Origin of the sequence: Planomonospora sp. ID67723, from assembly GCF_015711605.1 — a bacterium.
Taxonomy (GTDB): domain Bacteria; phylum Actinomycetota; class Actinomycetes; order Streptosporangiales; family Streptosporangiaceae; genus Planomonospora_A.
This window is the reverse complement of the sequence record NZ_JABTEZ010000002.1, coordinates 508,069-526,481: the sequence shown is the minus strand read 5'-3', so window position 1 is coordinate 526,481 and position 18,413 is coordinate 508,069. Positions and strand designations below refer to the sequence as shown.

Here is an 18,413-nt window from a genome sequence, read left to right as displayed (position 1 = left end):
GGCGAGGCGGGCGGGAGGGACACGCAGGCCCGCGGGGGCGGTGGTCACCGGGCCCGCGGGGGCGCCGGGGGGATGTTGTAGTTGAGGTGGAAGAAGTTGTCGGGGTCGTAGGCCCGCTTGACCTCCCGCAACCGCCGGTGGTCGCCGGGAGCGTAGGCCGTCTCGGCCCTGGCGGGGTCGTGCAGGAAGTTCAGGAAGGACCGCCCGGCCGCGTACGGCCGCAGCGCCTCGTCCACCTCCGGCACCCACCCGTCGAGGACGGTGGCGAACCGGACCGTGCGGTGGCCCACGGGGCCGGCGTCCGGGCCCGGGCGGCCCATCGCGCCGCCCCAGTGACGGATCTCCGCCGTCAGGACCGGCGAGTCCGGCCGTGCGGCCGCCGCCACCAGGGCGTCGATCACCGGGTCGGGCAGGGTGTCGAGCAGGTTCACCTGCGCGGGACCGGTGCCGCCCATGTCCGCCGCGCCGAAGCTCGACGACCTGAACGTCTCCGACAGCGCAGGCCCCGCGGCCTGCCACAGGGGTGCCAGCGCCCGGCGGGCCTGCTCCTCCTCCCCCGCGTACATGACCTGGATCGCGAGCACGCGCCTGCCCCGCACCGCTGCGGGGACCTCCGGAGCGCGGGGAAGCCGGGTCAGCAGGACGGAGGTGCTCAGCTCGTCAGGCGCGTCGGCCGTCCAATCCCGGTAGCGCGCGAGCGTCTCGGCCGCCCGCTCGGCCGCGAAGTAGGCGACGCCGGCGTAGACCCGGCCGACCGGGTACAGCCGGAACTCCAGGGAGGTCACCACGCCGAAGTTGCCGCCGCCGCCGCGCAGCGCCCAGAACAGGTCGGGGTGCTCGTCGGCGCTCGCCTTCAGCAGCCGCCCGTCGGCGCCGGCGACCTCGGCGCTCAGCACGCTGTCGGCGGCGAACCCGTACTTGCGGCCCAGCCAGCCCACACCGCCGCCCAGCGTGTAGCCCGCCACGCCCACCGACTGGTGCGAGCCGGCCAGCGGCGCGAGGCCGAACGGCTCGGCCGCGGCGATCACCTGCTCCCATACGGCGCCGGCGCCGACACGGGCGACCTGCCGGTCCGGGTCCACCAGGACCGACGCCATCTCCGACGTCTTCAGCAGGATGCCCCCGTTGCAAGCGGCGTGGGTGCCGTGCCCGGTGCCCTGGACGGAGAAGGGCAGGCCGTGCTCGCGCGCCGTGGTGATCGCGGTCTGCACGTCGGCGTGGTCCGAGGCCATCGCGACGACCGCCGGGCGCGGGTCGATGTCCGAATAGGGCGCCTGCCGTTCCCTCTCGTAGCCGGCGTCGCCCGGCAGGTACACGGGCCCGCCGAATCCGCGGCTGAGCTGCGCGGCGGCGGCCCCGCCGGACTCCCCGTCCACCGCGTACGGTGGTCGCTGGACTTGATGGCTCATGTCAAACCCTTCCTCCTGTCGGCCCCGCCCGTTGCGTCGGAGCTCGGCTCGTCACCCGGCGGCGGCGCAGCCTCCTTGCGGCGGCCGGCCCGCAGGACGCGTCCTCTCCCGGATTCTCGACGGTGAGTTCGACCGGGCCCTGTGTCACGTACCGTTCTACCGCGGATCAGGGGGCGCAGGCGGTGAGTTCGGGGCTCGGCGCCGGACGCTGGGCGCCGAGGAAGAAGTTCAGGCAGCCGGCCAGGAAACTCGGGTTCTCCTCAGGGATGAAGTGGCCGGACTCGGGCACGACGACCGTGCGCACGTCATCGGCGACCTGGCGGAACGACTCGGCGACGCCGGAACCGAAGGCGTACTGCCCGCCCATTCCCAGCACCGGCATGGCCAGCCGCCTGGAGGCGTTGGCCTTGTTGTTCTCCGCGTCCGCGGCGAACGCCCTGTAGTACTCGTATCCGGCGGTGCGCCTGGCCGGATCCGCGTAGGCCCGGAAGTACGTCTCGCGGTCGACGGCCTCCCGGCGGTGGCTGAAGTCGAAGATCATGCCGAGGTAGGTGCCGACCTCGTCGTTGTCCATGATCTGCTCGGGGATCGGCGAGGGGGAGGAGTTGAACCGGAAGTGCCAGCTGAGGCCGTACAGCTCCTCGAGGCCGAAGCCGGACAGCGGCGTCTCCAGCATCGCCACCCGGGTCACCTCGGCGGGGAAGTCTCGCGCGTAGGGGTAGGCGACCAGGGCGCCGACGTCGTGGCCGACGATCCCCACCTGCCGGAAGCCCAGCCTGTTGACGGCCTGGCGGATCCGGTGCGCGGTGGTGACCTTGTCGTAGCCGCCGGCGGGGATGCCGGAGGCCCCCAGGCCCGGCAGGTCCATCGCGATGACGGTGTGCTCGCGGGCGAGCGCCGGCATCACGTCGCGCCACATCGCCCAGGTCTGCGGCCATCCGTGCAGGAGCAGGACGGCCGGGCCCGATCCGCCGCGCACGTAGTGGACGGCGCCGCCGTCGACGGCGACCTTGCCGTGCCTGAATCCGGGCAGGGAGCTCACCGGCTCCTCCACGACCGGCCTCTCCGGACTGCGCGCGCCGGTGGCGGCGGTGGCGGTGGTGGCGGTGGTGGCGAGCAGGACCGCCAGGAGCGCGGCGAACGCGCCCGCGGCGGTGCGCAGCGGCCTCCGCTTCCCTTCCCGTACCGACACTGCTGTCTCGTCCAACGGCATGTCCCGCGTCCTTTCCACGTGCCGAGGAGCCGCGATCTGCCCGGCTGGCATCGTGGTCGGCCCCAGCACCCCATCCTCCTGCCGGGCCTGGCGCCGTGCTTCTTCTGGAATGCGGTGCGGCCCGCCTCCACCGTCACGACCTGAGAAGTGAGCATTCACGAAGCAACCTCGCTCCGGAGCGAACTGGAAAATGACTCCGGAGCCGAAGGTCCCGGGGTCGAGCCCCGGAGCGCGGATGGCCGGCACCCGGACCTGGCGACGGCACCCACTCCACAATCCAGGGATCGAGGTTCGCGCATGGCAACCGGAACGACTTCGGCAGGGCAGTCCCGCGGCTGGCTGCCGACGCTCAACACCCGACACCACAAGACGGCTCTCGGCGTCTACTTCGTGGTGGTCCTGGCCCATTGGGCGGAGCATCTCGCCCAGGCCGTCCAGATCTACGTCCTGGGCTGGCGCGTCCCCGAGGCGCGCGGCGTCCTGGGCATCCCCTTCCCCTGGCTCGTCACCTCCGAGTGGATGCACTACGGGTACGCCCTCGTGATGCTGGTCGGCCTGATCATCCTCAGGCCCGCCTTCACCGGCAGGTCGCGCACGTGGTGGAACATCTCACTCGGCATCCAGATCTGGCACCACGTCGAACACCTGCTCCTGCTCATCCAGGCGCTGAGCGGCAGCAACCTGCTGGGACGCCCGGTCCCGACCAGCGTCGTCCAGCTCATCATGCCGCGGGTGGAACTGCACCTCCTCTACAACGCCCTCGTCTTCGCGCCCATGGTGGTCGCGATGCTCCTGCACCGGCGCCCCCGTCCGGCCGAGCGATCCCGCATGCAGTGCAGCTGCGCGGTCGCCCACGGATGGTGACGGACGGCAGGCGGCGCGGGGGGCGCTCTCCCGTCTTCGGCACGGTCCTGACGCTCCTGGCCGCCTTCCTCCTCCATCTGACCGTGCCCAACATCGGCATGACCGTACGCGCCGCGCGGGCCGACGGGATCGCGGGGGGCTTCACCCCGCAGCGGATGGAGTGTGTGCAGCACCCCGGGCACGAGTCCTGCACCTGGACGGGAGAGTTCCGCTCCGGGGACGGCACGGTCCACAGGCAGCAGATCGAGATGTACGGCGCCGACCGGTACTCGCTGCGGCCCGGCGAGCGGGTGGCGGCCGTGGACATCGGCCACCCCAGCCGGGTGTACGGCCCCGGCGGCTCGAACGAGTGGGTGTTCACGGCACTTGTGCTCCTGGTCGCGCTGACGATGCTGACGTTCGTGTACGGCGGGCCGCTGCGGCGTGCCTTCGGTCTGGGGAAACCGGCCTCCCGGGCGCGTGCCGGCGGTTCCGTACCGGCGAAGCCGTTGTGACCGCCACGCCGGTCGTCCGGGCGCCCGCCCGGACGATCCGCCGGGACCGGCCGGCCACGGTCAGCGGTCCCGGTCGGCGATGTCCGCCAGGAGCGCGGCGAGCTGGGCGGGAGCCGAGACCATCGGCCAGTGCCCGGTGTCCAGTGTGTGGAAGTCCCAGGTCGGCACGGTCCGCATGGCGGACACGTCGGCGGAGACGCGGCCGGCGAAGTGCTCCTTCGAACAGATGACGTAGCTGGCCCGCTGCCGCGTCAGGGGGCGGGTCAGCGCGGCGGGCTCGGCGATCGTACGGCCGGGGTGGCCGACGAAACGCCGGGTGAGCCAGAGCGCCTGCCTCGTGGTCAGCCCCTGGCCTTCGGCCACCACCGTCGCGTCGGGGGCCGGCCAGCGGCCCTCGTTGTCGGCGATGAGCCGCAGTTCGTCGGCGCGCTGGCGCTCGGGGAAGACGTGCAGCATCGACTTGCCGTCATGCGGCAGGAACGCCTCGACGAACACCGTGTGCGACACCCGGTCACGGGCTCTGTCGGCCACCTGGCCGGCCACGAGACCGGAGTAGCTGTGCCCGACGACCACGACGTCGTGCAGGTCCTCCTTCTCCAGGATCGCCAGGACGTCGGAGACGTGGGTCTCCAGACCGACGCCGGAGACATCCGTGTCCGCGGTGTCCAGACCTTGCAGGGTGATGGCGCGGGCGACGTGCCCGCGCTGGCGCAGGCGCCGTACGACCGGCTCCCAGACCCAGGCCCCCATCCAGGGGCCGGGGATCAGGACGAACGCTCGTTTCATGAAAGCTCAACCTCCCTTCCTGTCTGTCTGCCGAGGGCCCGGCAGTCGCGACCGCTACCGTCATTCATCAGCGCGTGCCGGGCCTCGTCAACGTCATCAAGCGGCGACCAGCAGCGGAGCCGCGCCGACCGGCTGCAGGTCCGTCACGTGGGATTCGATGACTCTGGCGCGCCGGCCCTCGCTGAGCAGCGCGACCACGCCGACGTATCCGTCACCGGGATCGAGCGCGTGATACTGCACGGCGGCGGGCGGGATGGCAAGCGGCCAGTGCAGCAGTTCCGGGCTCTCCTCCGGGCCGCTGACCCTCACCTTGTCCGGTGAGATGCGCAGCCCGTGGCCCGTGGCCTTGAGCGCCGCCTCCTTGCGCACCCACACCCTGGCGAACGCCTCGTATCTCTCGGACTCCGGCAGGACCTCCAACGCGCGGCGTTCGTCCTCCGAGAGCGCGCACCGCACCAGGTCGTCCACGGGGGTCGACGGGACCGCCTCGACGTCGACCCCCAGCGGCCCCTCGGCCGTCAGCGCCACCGCGACCCGGTTGCCCGAGTGGGAGACCGAGACGTGCAGGGGAGGGCCCTGCGTGCGGATGTGCGGCTTCCCGTGGTGCCGGGTGCAGTCCGAGCACTTCCTCTCGACGTCGACGTCCTCGGGACGGATGCCGAGCTGGGCCGCGGTCACCACTCGGAGCAACCAGGACCCGGTGAGAAAGCGGCGCCGGTCCGGATCCCGGCGGAAGCGCGCGGCCCGTTCCAGCTCGGCCTCACTGAGCACCTCCGCCATGCTCTCCGCCGCCCGGTGCTGCGGATTGGCCCACCAGATGCGGCACTCGCCCGCCCGCAGAACTGGAGTGATCATCGCTCTTCCTCCTTCGCTCGTGTCCTACTCGTGGTGCCTCGTGGGCAAGGTGCGGCAGACCACCAGCTCCCAGTGGTCGACTTCCGGGTTGGTGAGGATCTCGGAGACCTCCGCGCGGACGTCCGCGCTCGTCGTGTCGTCATCGGTGCGTACCCGGATGACGATGTCCCCGGTGGCCTGGGTGAGGTCCTTGTGCCATCTGCTGGGCAGGAGTGCCATGATGCGGATCCCGTCGATCGGGGAGTTCGGTATCGGCACTCCGGAGGTCCGGCGCATCGTCAACTGGATCAGCATGGCTCTTCGGTCCTCGTCCTCCTCGCCTGCGTCCGCAGCGATCCGGAGGCCGGCCGGACGTCGGGTCCGAGTTCCGCCGGGGTGGCAAACCGGCTGCTCATGTAACACCTCCTGAAGCGGTTCTGTCTGGCGTCTTTCTCGTACTTCCCACTGTGGGACCTGCCGCGATGACGAACCAGAGCTCTCCGATGCAGGAAACTGCACGTGGGCAGCCACATGCTGTCAACGGGAACCGGCGGGACCCGGGTCACGGCATGCGAAAGCCCCGCACCACGGCCTTCCGCATCCGGGGGACGGATTACCGGAGAGGCCGTACTACGGGGCCGGGAGGATGGGCGGGCGCCTACAGGGGGACGTTGCCGTGCTTGCGCGGGATCGCGTGCCTGCGCTTGTCGCGGAGCATCGCCAGCCCGCGGGCGACGGCCGACCGGGTCTCCGCGGGATCGATCACATCGTCCACCAGTCCCCGCTCCGCGGCGTAGTTGGGGTGGACGAGCTCCTCGGTGTACCCGTCGACGAGTTGGACGCGGAGGGCGGCGGGATCGGCGGCGGCGGCCAGTTCCCTGCGGTAGATGATGTTCACCGCCCCCTCCGCGCCCATCACGGCGATCTCGTTGGTCGGCCACGCCAGCGACAGGTCGGTGCCGATGGACCGGGAGTCCATCACGATGTACGCCCCGCCGTACGCCTTGCGCACGATGACCTGGATGCGGGGGACGGTCGCCTCGCAGTAGGCGTACAGCAGCTTGGCGCCGTGCCTGATGATTCCCGCGTGCTCCTGGTCGGTGCCGGGCAGGAAGCCGGGGACGTCCACGAGGGTCACCAGGGGGATGCCGAACGCATCGCAGAAGCGCACGAACCGTGCGGCCTTCTGCGATGCGGCGGCGTCGAGCACTCCCGCGAGCACCATCGGCTGGTTGCCGACGATGCCGACCACCTCGCCGTCGATGCGCGCCAGCGCGCAGATCACGTTGAGCGCCCAGCCCTCGTGCACCTCCAGGAAGTCACCGTCGTCCACCAGCTCTGCGATCACGAGGCGCATGTCATAGGGCTTGTTCGGCTCGGCGGGGACGATCTCGGCCAGCCGCGGGCGCATGTCCGAGACAGCCCCGCAGGGGGGCAGGGCCGCGGGAGGATCGAGGTTGTTGTCCGGCAGCATCGACACGAGATAACGCACCTCCGCCAGGCAGCTCTCCTCGTCGTCGTGCACGAAGGTGGCCACTCCCGAGCGGGTGCCGTGCACCTGCGCGCCGCCCAGCTGGGCGTGGGTCACGCTCTCACCGGTCACCGCCTCCACGACGTCCGGTCCCGTCAGGTAGAGCTGGGCGATGTCGTGGACCATGAAGGTGAAGTCGGCCAGGGCCGTGGAGTAGGCCGCTCCCCCGGCGCAGGGCCCGAGCACGACACTGATCTGCGGAATCACGCCGGACGCCTGGACGCTGCGCTGGAAGATGCCGCCGTACCCGTTGAGCGAGAGCACCCCCTCCTGAATCCTGGCGCCGCCGCTGTCGTTCAGCCCGATGAGGGGGGAACCGGTGGACAGCGCCAGGTCCATGATTTTTTGGATCTTCAGCGCGTGCGCCTCGCCCAGCGAGCCCCCGAAGACGGTGAAATCCTGGGCGTAGACGAAAACGCGGCGGCCGTCGATCGTGCCCGAGCCGGCGATCACGCCGTCGGTGTGGGGGCGCTGCCTGTCCATGCCGAGGCCGTGCGCCCGGTGTCGCCGGAACATGTCTATTTCGAGGAACGAATCCTCGTCGAGCAGCAGGTCAAGCCGTTCGCGCGCCGTGCGCTTGCCCAGCGAGTGCTGTCGGGCCACTCCCTGGCTGCGGCCTGCGATGACCTCGTCGCGGAGGCGTTCCCGCTCCTCGCGCAGCCTGCGCATGGAACGAGGCGGCGGCTGCACGCGCGGCGGAACGACCGGGCCGGCCTCACCGAAGTCCTCCGCGACCTGCGCCGGCACCGGCATCGGTGTGACGTCGAGTTCCGAAACACTCATTGACCTTCCTCCCCTGGGAACACACCCGCGGGCGCCCCGGCCGAGTTCAGGCGCCCGCGGTTCCGGACCACCCTCCGATCCACACCAGTCAATGACCGAGCGCTGTTTCATGTCACCTCCTCGTGTGCTTGTCCAGGTGACGCGCGGCATCGGCGGACGACCGTTTCCTGCCATCGGCCTCCCCCCGCGAGGTGCATACCCGCCCCTCTCGGGCACTCGATGGCAGGAAGCGGAAACCGAGATGCAACTTGCTGCCCTCGAAAGTTCTGGTTGACGCCCTTCCGAAAGCGCAGAGTTGGAGGTGCGAGGAAAACTCGCCAAACAAAATGAGAATCAAGGAAGAGGCAAAGAAATGACGAACAGCATTGTTTCCCAGAAGATTTCCAAGAACATTTCCAAGTGGGCCGTCGCCATTGTCACCGGTGCCATGCTCTGGGGGGCCGGGGCCGGCGCCCTCAACGTGACCGCCGCACACGCCGAGGATGCGCAGCAGGTGGTCCTGGCCGGCGGCAACACCTGGCCCGGCGCGGTGGACACCGACGGCAACACCTGGCCCGGCGCGGTGTGCACCGACGGCAACACCTGGCCCGGCGCGGTGTGCACCGACGGCAACACCTGGCCCGGCGTCTGAGAAAAGAGCCGATACCGCTTGAAGCCTCATGAGAAAAAGGAGAAAGCCGCTGGAATGAATTCCGAACCGACTGATTGACCACCGAAGCCGAACCACCGCAGGAAGCACACGAACAGCGCAGGGAACAACCGGCCGTCACGACCCGCTCATCGCCCGACGTCATCACCGGGCAGGGTCCATGAAATCTCGTCAGATCGACGCGGCCAGGACGTCCGAGGCTTCAGACCTCGCACAGCGCCCGCCTCGCCCGCGAGGCACGCTTCCCCGGGACACACCCCTTCCCCATGACGCACCGCGCGCCCCGCGGCGGATCCGCGCTGCCCGGCACAGACCGGACAGCGCGGGCGGCCCCGGCGCACGGCCACGAGAACAAAAACGAGAACGAGAGGAAGGAGAGAGCGCAGGAGAGGCGAGCGAGGAGACGACCGTGAGGAGGAACGCAGCAGAAGCCGGAACCGCAGCGAGAAGCCGTGACCCCCACGACCTGGCCGGTCGTGGGGGTCACGGCTCGTGCGTACCGCCCCGGGTCAGGAGGTGCGCTCCCCCCGGGCGCGCGGCGTGGCCGGCGAGCCGGTCAGATCCAGTTCTCCTCCTTGGCACGCAGCGCGGCCTGGAACCGGTTGACGGCGCCCAGCCTGGCCATGAGATCGGCGACGTAGCGCCGGTAGGTCCGCACCGAGATCTCCAGCTCGCGGGCCGCGATCTCGTCCTTGTCGGCGATGGCCATCACCTCCAGCACCCGCTGCTCCATCTCCGACAGCGGAGACGCCTCCGCCGGAGGGTCGGTGAACTCGTGGAAGCCGACGGCGGACTTCCACACGCCGTCGAAGTAGATGACCATCTGGGAGACCAGGCCCTGCTCCCGGACGAACAGCGCCCCCTTGGCGTTGTCCTTGGGATCGATCGGCACGACGGCGGCACTGCGGTCGTAGATCAGCATGCGGTCCATGGGCTGCTCGGTGATGCGCACCTCCGCCCCGAGGCTGACCAGCTCGCGCAGGTAGGAGACCATGTGCGGGTCCTCCAGTGCCTTGGGGTGGTACACGCTCTTGAGGGCGAGCCCCCGGCGCAGCGAGCGGGTGTCCAGCGGCAGCGCCGACTCGATCATCACCTGGGTGAACGGGCCGCCGGGGTGCAGGCAGAGCGTCTCCTTGTAGGTGAAGAAGGCGAGATCGTCCAGGCGCTGACGGACCCGCGCGCCGCTCTCGACCCGCTCGATGTCGAGCAGCGCTCCCGCGCGGTCGCCTTCCCGCATGTCCTCCATGTAGCTCGAGATGGCGTCGCGTGCCGCGAAGACCCGGCGGATCTCGGCGTTGAGCTCGTCCAGGCGCTTTTCCACGAGGCGCTCGATGCCGACCCTCGGCTCGGTGGCCACGATCCTGTGGCGGTCGGTGAGGTCGAGCATGGACAGCTTGCCCAGCGTCTCGACGGCGACCTCTACCGTGTCGGGATCCATGTCCAGTGCCTCCGGCACCGAACCGATCCCTTCACCCCGATGCCGGAGGAAGTAACGATAGATCTCCGCCGCTTCAGACGAGACACCGATGACTGAAAGGTCCATGGTTCACCTCCTGGCCCCGCGCCTCACGCATGAGGGGCAGCGAGCTTCCACCCGACCGCAAGCTCGCACAATACAAATTATCTAGATCGAGATAATTAATACGCACTCATATCGTGCGGTACCGCCCGCCGACGGGCATCGAGCAAGAATGCGGTTGAATACGCTCGGTCCCTCAGGGGACGGGGCACGGCAGCGCCGTACCCGCCGGAGTGGCCCGGTAACAGGCGGCGCCAGGACACACCACCTTGACGATCTCTCCGGACGCACCCGCCTCGATGGCGACCGGCTCGTTCCCGAACCAGCGGCCGGCGATCTCGGGCCAGCTGGCCGGCCGTAGCCCGCCGGGCTCTTCGATGAGCCGCGGGTCCGCGTCGACGGCCGAGCGCTCCAGGTAGGCCGCGTAGTCGGCCTCGCGGTGCCAGACCGCGAAGCGGCGCAGGGAGTCGGCCGTCGTCAGCGTGTCCCACGGCTCCGCCTTGGCCGCCATCGCCTGCAGGAACGCCTCGCTGACCGCCGACTTGACCGTACGGCCCGCGGCGGCGGCCATCGTGGCCCCGTCTCCACCGACGATCACCAGGGCGACCCGGACGTCCCGGGCCGACAGCACGAACCCCGACACCCGCAGCCCGAGGCCGGTCGCAGCCGCCATCACCCCCTGCGGGAGCAGCCGGTCGAGGTGCGCCGACACCCGCAGGAGCGCGTGGCGGGGACTCGCCCACCAGCGCGACACCACCTCGTGGGCGAGGATCCCGGAGATCCCCCCGGAGACGCCGTTGTCCACGACGCCGCTCATGGTGGGCTCGATCCGGCACTCGCGCTCTCCCAGCCACACGACCTCGACCGGCACGTGGTACGGGTTCCCGCTCAGCAGGCCGGTCCCGGGGACACGGAGGCCTCCGCCCTCCGGCGGGTCCTGCACGAAGTCGGCCAGGCGCAGTTCCCTGCCGCCGGTGGTGGAGTGCTCAGGGCCTCCGTGGGGGAACCCGTGCAGGTAGTCCAGGGCGGCGGCTCTCGCCTGCGCCCTGGTCCGTGCTTCGTAGGCGGAGAAGCCGGCGGTGATGACGGCGAGTCCGGAGACCGGTGCCTGCGCGTACGCGAGATGCGCGGCGCCGCCGAGGCAGTCGGTCACCTCCCCAGGCCCGTCCGATCCCACGACCGGCCAGGCGGCTGCGGACGACCGTGCAGATGCTGACACGTATCCAGTACAGCCGCAGGTCACGGGGCAGTCAACGCGCAGGCGGCCATGGAGCAATCCCCGAGAAGGCGTGTTCACCGGCGACCGGCGCATCCCGTCCCCGGCCCCGGGAGCGCCCGGACACGGCGGTGTCCCGGACGGCACGCGCGGCGGGCATGACGCGGACACGACAGGGCCCCGGACGGCACGCGCGGAGGCGGCCGCCGGGGCCCGTGTGCTATCGCAGGGCGGGCGCGAACTGGCCGGGGGAACGCCCCTGTCCGGCCGGCCCGCGGTAGGCCTGGGCGATGTCCAGCCAGCGGTCGGCCTCATCGCCCACCGCCGTGACCGCGAGGTCCGCCCGGTGCCTGCGCCTGGTCACCAGGAGGCAGAAGTCCACCGCGGGACCGGTGATCCGCTGGTCGGCGTCCTCGGGCCCGTAGGCCCACACCTCTCCCGAGGGGCCGGTGATCTCGAAACGGAACTCGGCGGCCGGCGGGGTCAGACCCCGCGCGAGGTAGCCGAAGTCGCGGGTGAGCACCGCGAACACCACCAGGTGCCTGATCCGGTCGGTCCGTTCGAGCCGCACGCCGAGCGCGTCGGCGATGTCCTGCCCGTGGGCGAACTGTTCCATGATCCCCGCGCACGCCAGCACGATGGGCGGGAGCGGGTTGACCAGCCACGGCACCGTCTCGCCGGGGGGAACGGCGGCGAGCCCCTTGACCACGGCCTCGCGTTCGGCCCGCCACCGGGCCAGCAGCACCTCGGGCGTGTCGTTCTCGTAGTCCTTGAGCGCGGCGTTCACCGCACCGTCGAAGTTCTCCTGCGCCCCCGCGGTCATGGCCTTGAACGCCTCGGCGTCGGTCGCCGCCGCGGCGGCCAGCCGGAATATGAAGGCGAGGTGGGCGACCTGGTTGGCGATCGTCCACCCCGGCGCCGGCGTGGGCAGGTTCCACTGCTCCGCGTCGAGATCGGCCACCAGGCGATCGATCTGATCGCCCTCTGCGGTCAGGTCGTTGAGCACGACCTCCAGTTCGGTCACGTTTCTGTCCTCTCACTCGACGATCGGATTGTTCCGGGACGTGCGGTCGGTGTTCATATCCGGCTCGGCCGGGCGATCGGCAGCCAGCTGCCCACCCGCCGCGCCGCGGCCAGGCTCGCCCAGGCGGTGAGCTCGACGAGCGCCCGCTCGTCCGGCTCGGCGCGCCGGAACTCCGCGACGACCGACGGGTCGACCTGGTGGGAGGCCAGCGCGGCGAGCAGGGCGAGACGGGCCGCCGGGCGCTGGGCCGCGGGCAGTCCGGATGACGCGTCGACGACCCAGCCCCGCCCGAGGCCGGCCGGCTGTCCGTCCCACCCGGCCAGCCGCCCGGCGACCAGCTCCCGGACCGCGTCCGGCACCGAACGGCGGCCGCCCTCCTCGATCGCAGCGGCGGCCCTGGCGAATGCTCCCGCCAGATGAGGCGTGCCCTCCGCCCATGACAGGTCGGCGGGCAGCGGTGCGGCGGGCAGCAGGGTGAGCGACGCCCCCGGCGGCAGGGGCCGCCGGGTCGCCGGCCGCATGAGCAGGCCGAGCAGTCTCATCGCCGGGATCCGCGCGCCGGGCGGCACCTGCGGCGGCAGGGGCGAGTCTCCGAGGAAGACGTTGACCATGCGGTTGAGGTACTGGAACGTCACCACGACCGCCACGAGCTCTCTGACGTGCTCGGCCCGCAACGGCAGCCCGTGCCCGGTGGCCATGTCGCGCACACCGCTCGCCCGCGCCCACGCGGTCACCCGTTCGATGCCGGGACGGGCGAGCGCCTGGTCTCCCGCCACGAGCCCGCGCCGCACCTCCTCGTGCACGCTCACGCAGTACGGGCAGGCGTTTCCCGCCGAGACCTCGGCGGCGACCGCCTCCTTGATCGCCCTGGTGACCGCGCCCACCGCCACCAGCGACTCGCGCAGGAGCAGCCAGCAGCCCGCGAGGACCTCCGGCGCGGGTGAGTGCAGGACCACCGGAGGGGCCAGCACGCCGAAGTCCCGCTCGACCTGTGCGTAGACGCCGGCGACGAGTCCGCGCGCGTGCCGGGGGCGCACCGGGGAGACGTGGCGGACCTGGGCCAGCGAGCCCGGCAGCGTCAACCGGCTGATCATCCGGCCCATGACCGGCTCCTTTCCGCCCCCGGTCATCAGCGCAGCAGGGCCGTCGCCAGGGCGGCCGTCCCCCGCCGGCCGCTGGTGGAGCCGTCGGGCGCGGGCGCGCCGTACGTGACCTCGACGCCGCGCTCCCGCGCGGCCTTGACGATGCCGGGAACGGCTCGCTCCGCGAGGGCGGAGATGGTCATCGCCGGGTTGACGGTCAACGCGCCCGGGACCGCGGATCCGTCCGTGACGAAGATCCCGGGATGGCCGCGCAGCTCGTGCCGGTCGTCCAGGGCGGAGGTGTGAGGGTCGTCGCCGATGCGGCAGGACGCCAGCGGGTGGACGGTGTAGGCGCCGACCAGGTCGTTGGTCCACGGCGACACGGTGGCCAGCCCGTCGCGCTCCAGGATGTCCTTCACGTCGGCGTCGGCCATCGCCCAGGCGGCCAGCGTGTTGGCGGTCGGCTTGTAGCTGAGTCTGCCGATGCCGAGCATCTGCTGGGAGAGCCGGTCGGCGTTGCCCCGCTCGGGAGGCGGGCCGAAGACTCCTTCGTTGTCGTCCTCGATCATCTGGAAGATGATCAACCAGGAGCGCCAGCGTTCGAGCATCTCCTTCTTGTCCACGCCGAACCAGGTCGGCTCCGCCCCTGCCGTCAGGGCGAGGATCGTGCCCAGCCCCGGCGGGAAGTACAGCTGCTCCAGCGAGTAACGGGAGTACTCGGGCAGCGAGCCGTCCAGCCGGTCCCAGTTGGCCACCGTCGGGCCCTTGCCGATCTGGTTGGCCGCGTAGGCCAGGCCGTCGCCGCGGTCCAGGCCCAGCAGGTCGCGTACCCGGTCCTCGTTGAGCACGGCGGTGTTGAGCCGCTCGCCGTTGCCGGAGAAATAGCGGCCGACGGCGTGCGGCATCGGGCCGAGCGCCGCCTCGCTGCGCTGCAGGATGACGGGGGTGGCGGCGGCGCCGGCCGCGAGCACGATGATCTTGGCCTCGATCGTCCCGCTCCCGGTCGTCACGCGGTAGTCCTCGCCGTCGACGAGCTGGTAGTGGACGCGGTAGTCCCCGTCCTCGGTTCTGGAGATGCTCTGCACTTCGTGCAGCGGCCTGACCTCGGCTCCGTGCGCGAGTGCCGCGGGAAGATAGTTGAGCAGCAGCGACTGCTTGGCCTCGAAGCGGCACCCGGCCATCATCCAGTTGCAGTTGGTGCACTTGGCCGTGTCCACCGCGGCGGGCACCGGGTTGGCGGTGCGACCGGCGTGCTGGCAGGCGGCGGCCCACAGTCCTCCGGCGTACGACACGTCCTGCCAGTCCTGGCGAGTGATCGGGATCGACTCGGCCACCCGGTCGTACCAGGGGTCGAGGGTGTCACGGCTGATGGCCGCCGGCCACATGCGCCTGGCGATGCTGCCGCGGCGCTCGAAGACGAAGCGCGGGGCGCGCGGCATCGCCGCGAAGTAGACCACACTGCCGCCGCCCACGCAGTTGCCGCCGAGCACGCTCATCCCGTCGCCCACGACGAAGTCGAAGATCCGCGTGTAGGACGATCCGAGCTTGAAGTCGTGCTCGAACTCCTCGGTCGCCAGCCATGGACCGCGTTCGAGCATCACGACCCGCGCGCCGCCCGCCGCCAGGTGGTAGGCGGTGATCGCACCGCCGAAGCCGGTCCCCACCACCAGCACGTCGGTACGCTCTACGCTGTTCATGCGGGACTCCCTGTGGAGGTCGTGTCCGGGTGGAGGTCGGCCAGGGGGCGGCCGTAGGAATAGGCGGGGAACCTCCACAGGCCGTCGGCGTCCGGTGCCGTGACACCCATGGCGGTCAGCCCCGGGTGGCCTGCGGCGATCGCGTCCGCGGTGTGCATGTGGGCGGCCGAGTCGTAGGCCATGTTGCAGAAAAGCGCGAGGCTGACCCACAGCGCCTTCTCCGGATGCCCGGGCGCGGTCAGCCGGCGCACCAGGGCGGTCCGGTCGGCGAAGGGCAGGGCCACGAACGGCGGGACGGTCTCGTCGAGGGCCGCCCCCCGCTCCGCCGCGTGAGCCGCCGCGTGCTCGTTCAGCCCGCGGGCGAAGTCGTCCAGCCCGTCGGTGATCCCGGTCGCGTCCCACTCCAGCAGCTCGATGGCCCCGGCCGCCACGGCACCGCCGCCCGTGGCGGCGCCGGCGACGGCCCTGTCGTCAGGCGACCTCTTCTCCCCCGGGATGATCGTGTCTGCGAACGCTTCCAGCGTCGTCCTGGTCTGATGGTCGTCTGGGGTGTATGGGCGCATCAGCGTTCCCCCACTTCGTCGATCTCGGACCTGTCCCATGGTCTGGACAACAGATCGGCTTGCGCATCTTCTGCATTGCCGTCGCTGCCCGTCCTGAGCACCCCGCGCAGGGCGTTCAGAGCGCGGACGGCCTGGCTGCGCACCGTCGAGGACCCGCTGCCCATGGCCTGGGCGGTCTCCTCGATGCTGCGGTCCTCCCAGTAGCGCAGCACGACGGTGGCCCTCTGCCGGGGCCCCAGGCCGGCGAGCGCCTCCATGAGGACCATCCGCTCTCCCACCATGGCGTAGGGGTCGGCGGCCGGGGCGGGCTCGGGAAGAAGCTCGATGAGAACCTCGCGCGACCGCCGCAACGACCGGCGGTCGCTGATGATCAGCCTCTTCATGACCGTGCGCGCGTAGGCTTCGATCTTGTCGTGCCGTTCCAGCCTGTCCCAGTGCCGGTGAAGGGCCATCAGGGTGCGCTGGACGAGGTCGTCGGCCTCGTACCAGTCCTCCGAGAGGTGGAACGCCGCACGCCGCAGCGCTGGCCTGGTATTTCGGACAAAATGCGCGAAATCCTCATCACGCATCTCGCCCATCGCCCACGCTCCAGAGGTCTCCGACGGAACCGTCCGCCCTACCGGAGAAACGATCCGGAGGCGGGGATTCCACGGTCGGCGTCTATCACCGGCCTCCTCAGGATTGGCGGGCGCACCCGCCGTCACAACCCCTAGCCACCGCCCACCCCCCCTTATCCGAGCATGCCGACCCCTTATTGCGCCGTGATCGGATTCCCCGGGCGCGGGTGCGCGCATACGCTCGCCGGGTGAGCAGCGCCAAGACGGCACAGGGGAGTCTTCTGGCGATCAGCGACCTCCACGTCGGCTTCCCGGAGAACCGGTCGCTGGTCGAGACCCTGCGTCCCGAAACGGCCGAGGACTGGCTGGTGGTCGCCGGAGACGTGGGTGAGCGGATCGCCGACGTCGAATGGACGCTCGCCCTGCTCAAGGAGCGCTTCTCCACGGTGGTCTGGACGCCGGGCAACCACGAGTTGTGGACGACGCCCGGCGATCCCGAGCAGCTCCGCGGCGAGGAGCGCTATCACCGGCTGATCCAGATCTGCCGGCGTCTCGGTGTGCTCACCCCCGAGGATCCCTATCCCATATGGACGGGACCGGGCGGCCCGGTCACCGTGGCGCCGCTGTTCATCCTGTACGACCACAGCTTCAGGCCGCCCGGGACCACGCAGGCCGAGGCGCTCGCCCAGGCGTACGCCCAGGGGGTGGTGTGCAGGGACGAGTTCCTGTTGCATCCCCACCCCCACCCGAGTCGCGAGGCATGGTGCCGGGACCGGGTGCGGGAGACCGAGCTGCGCCTGGAGGCCCGCGACCCGCGCCTGCCGACGGTCCTGGTCAACCACTTCCCGCTGCTGCGCGAACCCACCCGCGCGCTGCGCCACCAGGCGCTGGCGCAGTGGTGCGGCACGGAGCACACCGCGGACTGGCACCTGCGCTACCAGGCCGTCGCCGTGGCCTACGGCCACCTGCACATCCCCGGAACCAGCTGGCATGACGGGGTGAGGTTCGAGGAGGTCTCGCTCGGATACCCGCGCGAGCGGCGGCCCCACCACGAGAACGGGCGGCTGCTCAGGAGACTCCTTCCGGCTCCCGGACGCGTGTAGCGCACCGGGGAGCGACCGCCGGGCGGGATGACCACATTATGTGACCCGACAATTACCTAGAAATATTCTCACATAAATTAGCGCGAGCATGCAGCACCCGGCACGCCTCGCCGCGTGTAAAGAGAGGCAGCCAGCAAGAAATCCACATGAACACCGGAAATGCAAACCGACCGGGGCGGGCGAGGAAAAAAGCAATCTCAGAGAATTCGGCTGTCCATGCGGATGAATTTATTCGGGATTGCTCACGCGCCCCTCCGCTGCCCGGGAGGACCAATGGACGACGTAATCGAGCAGGCAGTCCTGCGAGTAATCGACAGCATGCACGAGAACTTCGGCGAGCAGATCACCATCGACGACATGGCTCGCACCGCGATGTTCAGCAAGTTCCACTTCTCCCGCGTGTTCCAGCGGGTCACCGGGTTGTCCCCGGGCCGCTTCCTGTCGGCGGTGCGACTGCGCGAGGCCAAGAGGCTGCTCGCCTCGACCTCGATGAACATCACGAACATCAGCCACCAGGTGGGCTACTCCAGCGTGGGGACCTTCAGCTCCCGCTTCACCTACAGCGTGGGACTGCCTCCGAGCAAATACCGCCGCCACATGGGCATCACGACGCAGGCCCTCGCCGCGGGACGGGAACGGCCGCCCGGCACCGCGACGGCGGTGATGCACGGTGAGATCGTCTCCCCGCTGGCGGACGAGCCCGTCTTCGCCGGCCTGTTCCCCGACCGGATCCTCGAAGGCCGCCCGGTCAGCTACACGCTGCTCGACCGCCCCGGCTCCTACGTCCTGGAGGACGTTCCCGAGGGCCGGTGGCACCTGATCGCGCAGTCTGTGGTCAGGGGCCGGGAGAGCGCCATCAACTACCCGCCCGGCGACGACCAGGCGCTGTGCATCGCCCGTCACGGGCCGATCACCGTCGTGGCCGGTGACGGGCCGCGGCGCGCCGACATCCGGCTCGAACCGATGCGTCCGCTCGACCCCCCGGTACTGCTGGCGCTGCGCGACCTGCTGTCCGCCGGGGCAGGCGAGACCACCCGCTGAGCCGGGCCGGACGGACCCCGGTGAGGGCGGCCCGCGGCCGGTGATCAC

General features: G+C 70.8%; 18 protein-coding genes. 5 read left to right on the top strand and 13 right to left on the bottom strand.

What is annotated here, in order from left to right; genetic code table 11:
* Window positions 1–44 precede the first annotated feature (44 nt).
* A complete protein-coding gene (locus tag HS041_RS39755) occupies window positions 45–1,409 on the bottom strand; it encodes an FAD-binding oxidoreductase (RefSeq protein ID WP_196441299.1) in 1,365 nt (454 codons plus the stop codon).
* A 166-nt stretch (window positions 1,410–1,575) separates the two neighbouring features.
* Complete coding sequence (locus HS041_RS15015; protein ID WP_196441298.1) at window positions 1,576–2,622, bottom strand: alpha/beta fold hydrolase; 1,047 nt, start codon at window positions 2,620–2,622, stop codon at window positions 1,576–1,578.
* 297 nt (window positions 2,623–2,919) lie between these two features.
* On the opposite strand from HS041_RS15015, the gene HS041_RS15010 reads away from it, so the two are divergent.
* Entirely contained in the window at window positions 2,920–3,486 is a 567-nt protein-coding gene (locus HS041_RS15010; RefSeq protein ID WP_196441297.1) for a hypothetical protein, read from the top strand.
* The gene (locus HS041_RS15005; RefSeq protein ID WP_196441296.1) at window positions 3,480–3,980 is read left to right on the top strand and encodes a hypothetical protein; all 501 of its coding nucleotides are present in this window, start codon (window positions 3,480–3,482) and stop codon (window positions 3,978–3,980) included. Before HS041_RS15010 ends, HS041_RS15005 begins: the two co-directional genes overlap by 7 nt.
* Window positions 3,981–4,040: 60 nt before the next feature.
* On the opposite strand, the gene HS041_RS15000 is transcribed toward HS041_RS15005, so the two are convergent.
* The 4 genes from HS041_RS15000 to HS041_RS14985 form a co-directional block, all read right to left on the bottom strand.
* Entirely contained in the window at window positions 4,041–4,766 is a 726-nt protein-coding gene (locus HS041_RS15000) for an alpha/beta hydrolase (RefSeq protein ID WP_196441295.1), read from the bottom strand.
* Window positions 4,767–4,862: 96 nt separating this feature from the next.
* Window positions 4,863–5,621 (bottom strand): 4'-phosphopantetheinyl transferase family protein, encoded by a 759-nt coding sequence (locus HS041_RS14995; protein ID WP_196441294.1) that lies wholly within the window; start codon window positions 5,619–5,621, stop codon window positions 4,863–4,865.
* Between the two features lie 24 nt (window positions 5,622–5,645).
* Entirely contained in the window at window positions 5,646–5,915 is a 270-nt protein-coding gene (locus HS041_RS14990) for a S1 domain-containing protein (protein WP_196441293.1), read from the bottom strand.
* A gap of 343 nt (window positions 5,916–6,258) precedes the next feature.
* Window positions 6,259–7,914 carry an acyl-CoA carboxylase subunit beta gene (locus HS041_RS14985; RefSeq protein ID WP_230879075.1) on the bottom strand — a complete coding sequence of 552 codons (1,656 nt, stop codon included), beginning with the start codon at window positions 7,912–7,914 and terminating at the stop codon, window positions 6,259–6,261.
* Between the two features lie 352 nt (window positions 7,915–8,266).
* Here HS041_RS14985 and HS041_RS14980 point away from each other — a divergent pair, with 352 nt between their 5' ends.
* The gene (locus HS041_RS14980; protein ID WP_196441292.1) at window positions 8,267–8,545 is read left to right on the top strand and encodes a hypothetical protein; all 279 of its coding nucleotides are present in this window, start codon (window positions 8,267–8,269) and stop codon (window positions 8,543–8,545) included.
* Between the two features lie 574 nt (window positions 8,546–9,119).
* Here HS041_RS14980 and HS041_RS40030 read toward each other — a convergent pair.
* The 7 genes from HS041_RS40030 to HS041_RS14945 all read right to left on the bottom strand — a co-directional run bounded on the left by HS041_RS40030 (window position 9,120) and on the right by HS041_RS14945 (window position 16,242).
* Window positions 9,120–10,019: a LuxR C-terminal-related transcriptional regulator gene (locus tag HS041_RS40030; RefSeq protein ID WP_196441291.1), complete on the bottom strand. Its 900-nt coding sequence runs from the start codon at window positions 10,017–10,019 to the stop codon at window positions 9,120–9,122.
* A 259-nt stretch (window positions 10,020–10,278) separates the two neighbouring features.
* The gene (locus tag HS041_RS14970; protein ID WP_196441290.1) at window positions 10,279–11,301 is read right to left on the bottom strand and encodes a hypothetical protein; all 1,023 of its coding nucleotides are present in this window, start codon (window positions 11,299–11,301) and stop codon (window positions 10,279–10,281) included.
* Between the two features lie 217 nt (window positions 11,302–11,518).
* The gene (locus HS041_RS14965; protein WP_196441289.1) at window positions 11,519–12,322 is read right to left on the bottom strand and encodes a TIGR03084 family metal-binding protein; all 804 of its coding nucleotides are present in this window, start codon (window positions 12,320–12,322) and stop codon (window positions 11,519–11,521) included.
* Between the two features lie 53 nt (window positions 12,323–12,375).
* Complete coding sequence (locus HS041_RS14960; protein ID WP_196441288.1) at window positions 12,376–13,425, bottom strand: carboxymuconolactone decarboxylase family protein; 1,050 nt, start codon at window positions 13,423–13,425, stop codon at window positions 12,376–12,378.
* A gap of 26 nt (window positions 13,426–13,451) precedes the next feature.
* A complete protein-coding gene (locus HS041_RS14955) occupies window positions 13,452–15,101 on the bottom strand; it encodes a GMC family oxidoreductase N-terminal domain-containing protein (protein ID WP_196441287.1) in 1,650 nt (549 codons plus the stop codon).
* Window positions 15,098–15,664, bottom strand: a complete 567-nt coding sequence (locus HS041_RS14950) for a DUF5987 family protein (RefSeq protein ID WP_196441286.1) — start codon at window positions 15,662–15,664, stop codon at window positions 15,098–15,100. The genes HS041_RS14955 and HS041_RS14950 overlap by 4 nt, the downstream gene beginning before the upstream one ends.
* Window positions 15,664–16,242 (bottom strand): SigE family RNA polymerase sigma factor, encoded by a 579-nt coding sequence (locus HS041_RS14945; RefSeq protein ID WP_196441285.1) that lies wholly within the window; start codon window positions 16,240–16,242, stop codon window positions 15,664–15,666. Before HS041_RS14945 ends, HS041_RS14950 begins: the two co-directional genes overlap by 1 nt.
* A gap of 227 nt (window positions 16,243–16,469) precedes the next feature.
* Here HS041_RS14945 and HS041_RS14940 point away from each other — a divergent pair, with 227 nt between their 5' ends.
* Both HS041_RS14940 and HS041_RS14935 read left to right on the top strand, forming a co-directional pair.
* The gene (locus HS041_RS14940; RefSeq protein ID WP_196441284.1) at window positions 16,470–17,324 is read left to right on the top strand and encodes a metallophosphoesterase family protein; all 855 of its coding nucleotides are present in this window, start codon (window positions 16,470–16,472) and stop codon (window positions 17,322–17,324) included.
* A gap of 273 nt (window positions 17,325–17,597) precedes the next feature.
* Window positions 17,598–18,365 carry a helix-turn-helix domain-containing protein gene (locus HS041_RS14935; protein ID WP_196441283.1) on the top strand — a complete coding sequence of 256 codons (768 nt, stop codon included), beginning with the start codon at window positions 17,598–17,600 and terminating at the stop codon, window positions 18,363–18,365.
* Window positions 18,366–18,413 lie beyond the last annotated feature (48 nt).

Bases quoted from the DNA above. Each gene is read 5' to 3' on its own strand.
- HS041_RS14955 (WP_196441287.1), bottom strand. From the start codon at position 15,101: ATGAACAGCGTAGAGCGTACCGACGTGCTGGTGGTGGGGACCGGCTTC.
- HS041_RS14995 (WP_196441294.1), bottom strand. From the start codon at position 5,621: ATGATCACTCCAGTTCTGCGGGCGGGCGAGTGCCGCATCTGGTGGGCC.
- HS041_RS14985 (WP_230879075.1), bottom strand. From the start codon at position 7,914: ATGAGTGTTTCGGAACTCGACGTCACACCGATGCCGGTGCCGGCGCAG.
- HS041_RS14950 (WP_196441286.1), bottom strand. From the start codon at position 15,664: ATGCGCCCATACACCCCAGACGACCATCAGACCAGGACGACGCTGGAA.
- HS041_RS15010 (WP_196441297.1), top strand. From the start codon at position 2,920: ATGGCAACCGGAACGACTTCGGCAGGGCAGTCCCGCGGCTGGCTGCCG.
- HS041_RS39755 (WP_196441299.1), bottom strand. From the start codon at position 1,409: ATGAGCCATCAAGTCCAGCGACCACCGTACGCGGTGGACGGGGAGTCC.
- HS041_RS14980 (WP_196441292.1), top strand. From the start codon at position 8,267: ATGACGAACAGCATTGTTTCCCAGAAGATTTCCAAGAACATTTCCAAG.
- HS041_RS14935 (WP_196441283.1), top strand. From the start codon at position 17,598: ATGGACGACGTAATCGAGCAGGCAGTCCTGCGAGTAATCGACAGCATG.
- HS041_RS14945 (WP_196441285.1), bottom strand. From the start codon at position 16,242: ATGGGCGAGATGCGTGATGAGGATTTCGCGCATTTTGTCCGAAATACC.
- HS041_RS15015 (WP_196441298.1), bottom strand. From the start codon at position 2,622: ATGCCGTTGGACGAGACAGCAGTGTCGGTACGGGAAGGGAAGCGGAGG.
- HS041_RS14990 (WP_196441293.1), bottom strand. From the start codon at position 5,915: ATGCTGATCCAGTTGACGATGCGCCGGACCTCCGGAGTGCCGATACCG.
- HS041_RS15005 (WP_196441296.1), top strand. From the start codon at position 3,480: ATGGTGACGGACGGCAGGCGGCGCGGGGGGCGCTCTCCCGTCTTCGGC.
- HS041_RS15000 (WP_196441295.1), bottom strand. From the start codon at position 4,766: ATGAAACGAGCGTTCGTCCTGATCCCCGGCCCCTGGATGGGGGCCTGG.
- HS041_RS14960 (WP_196441288.1), bottom strand. From the start codon at position 13,425: ATGGGCCGGATGATCAGCCGGTTGACGCTGCCGGGCTCGCTGGCCCAG.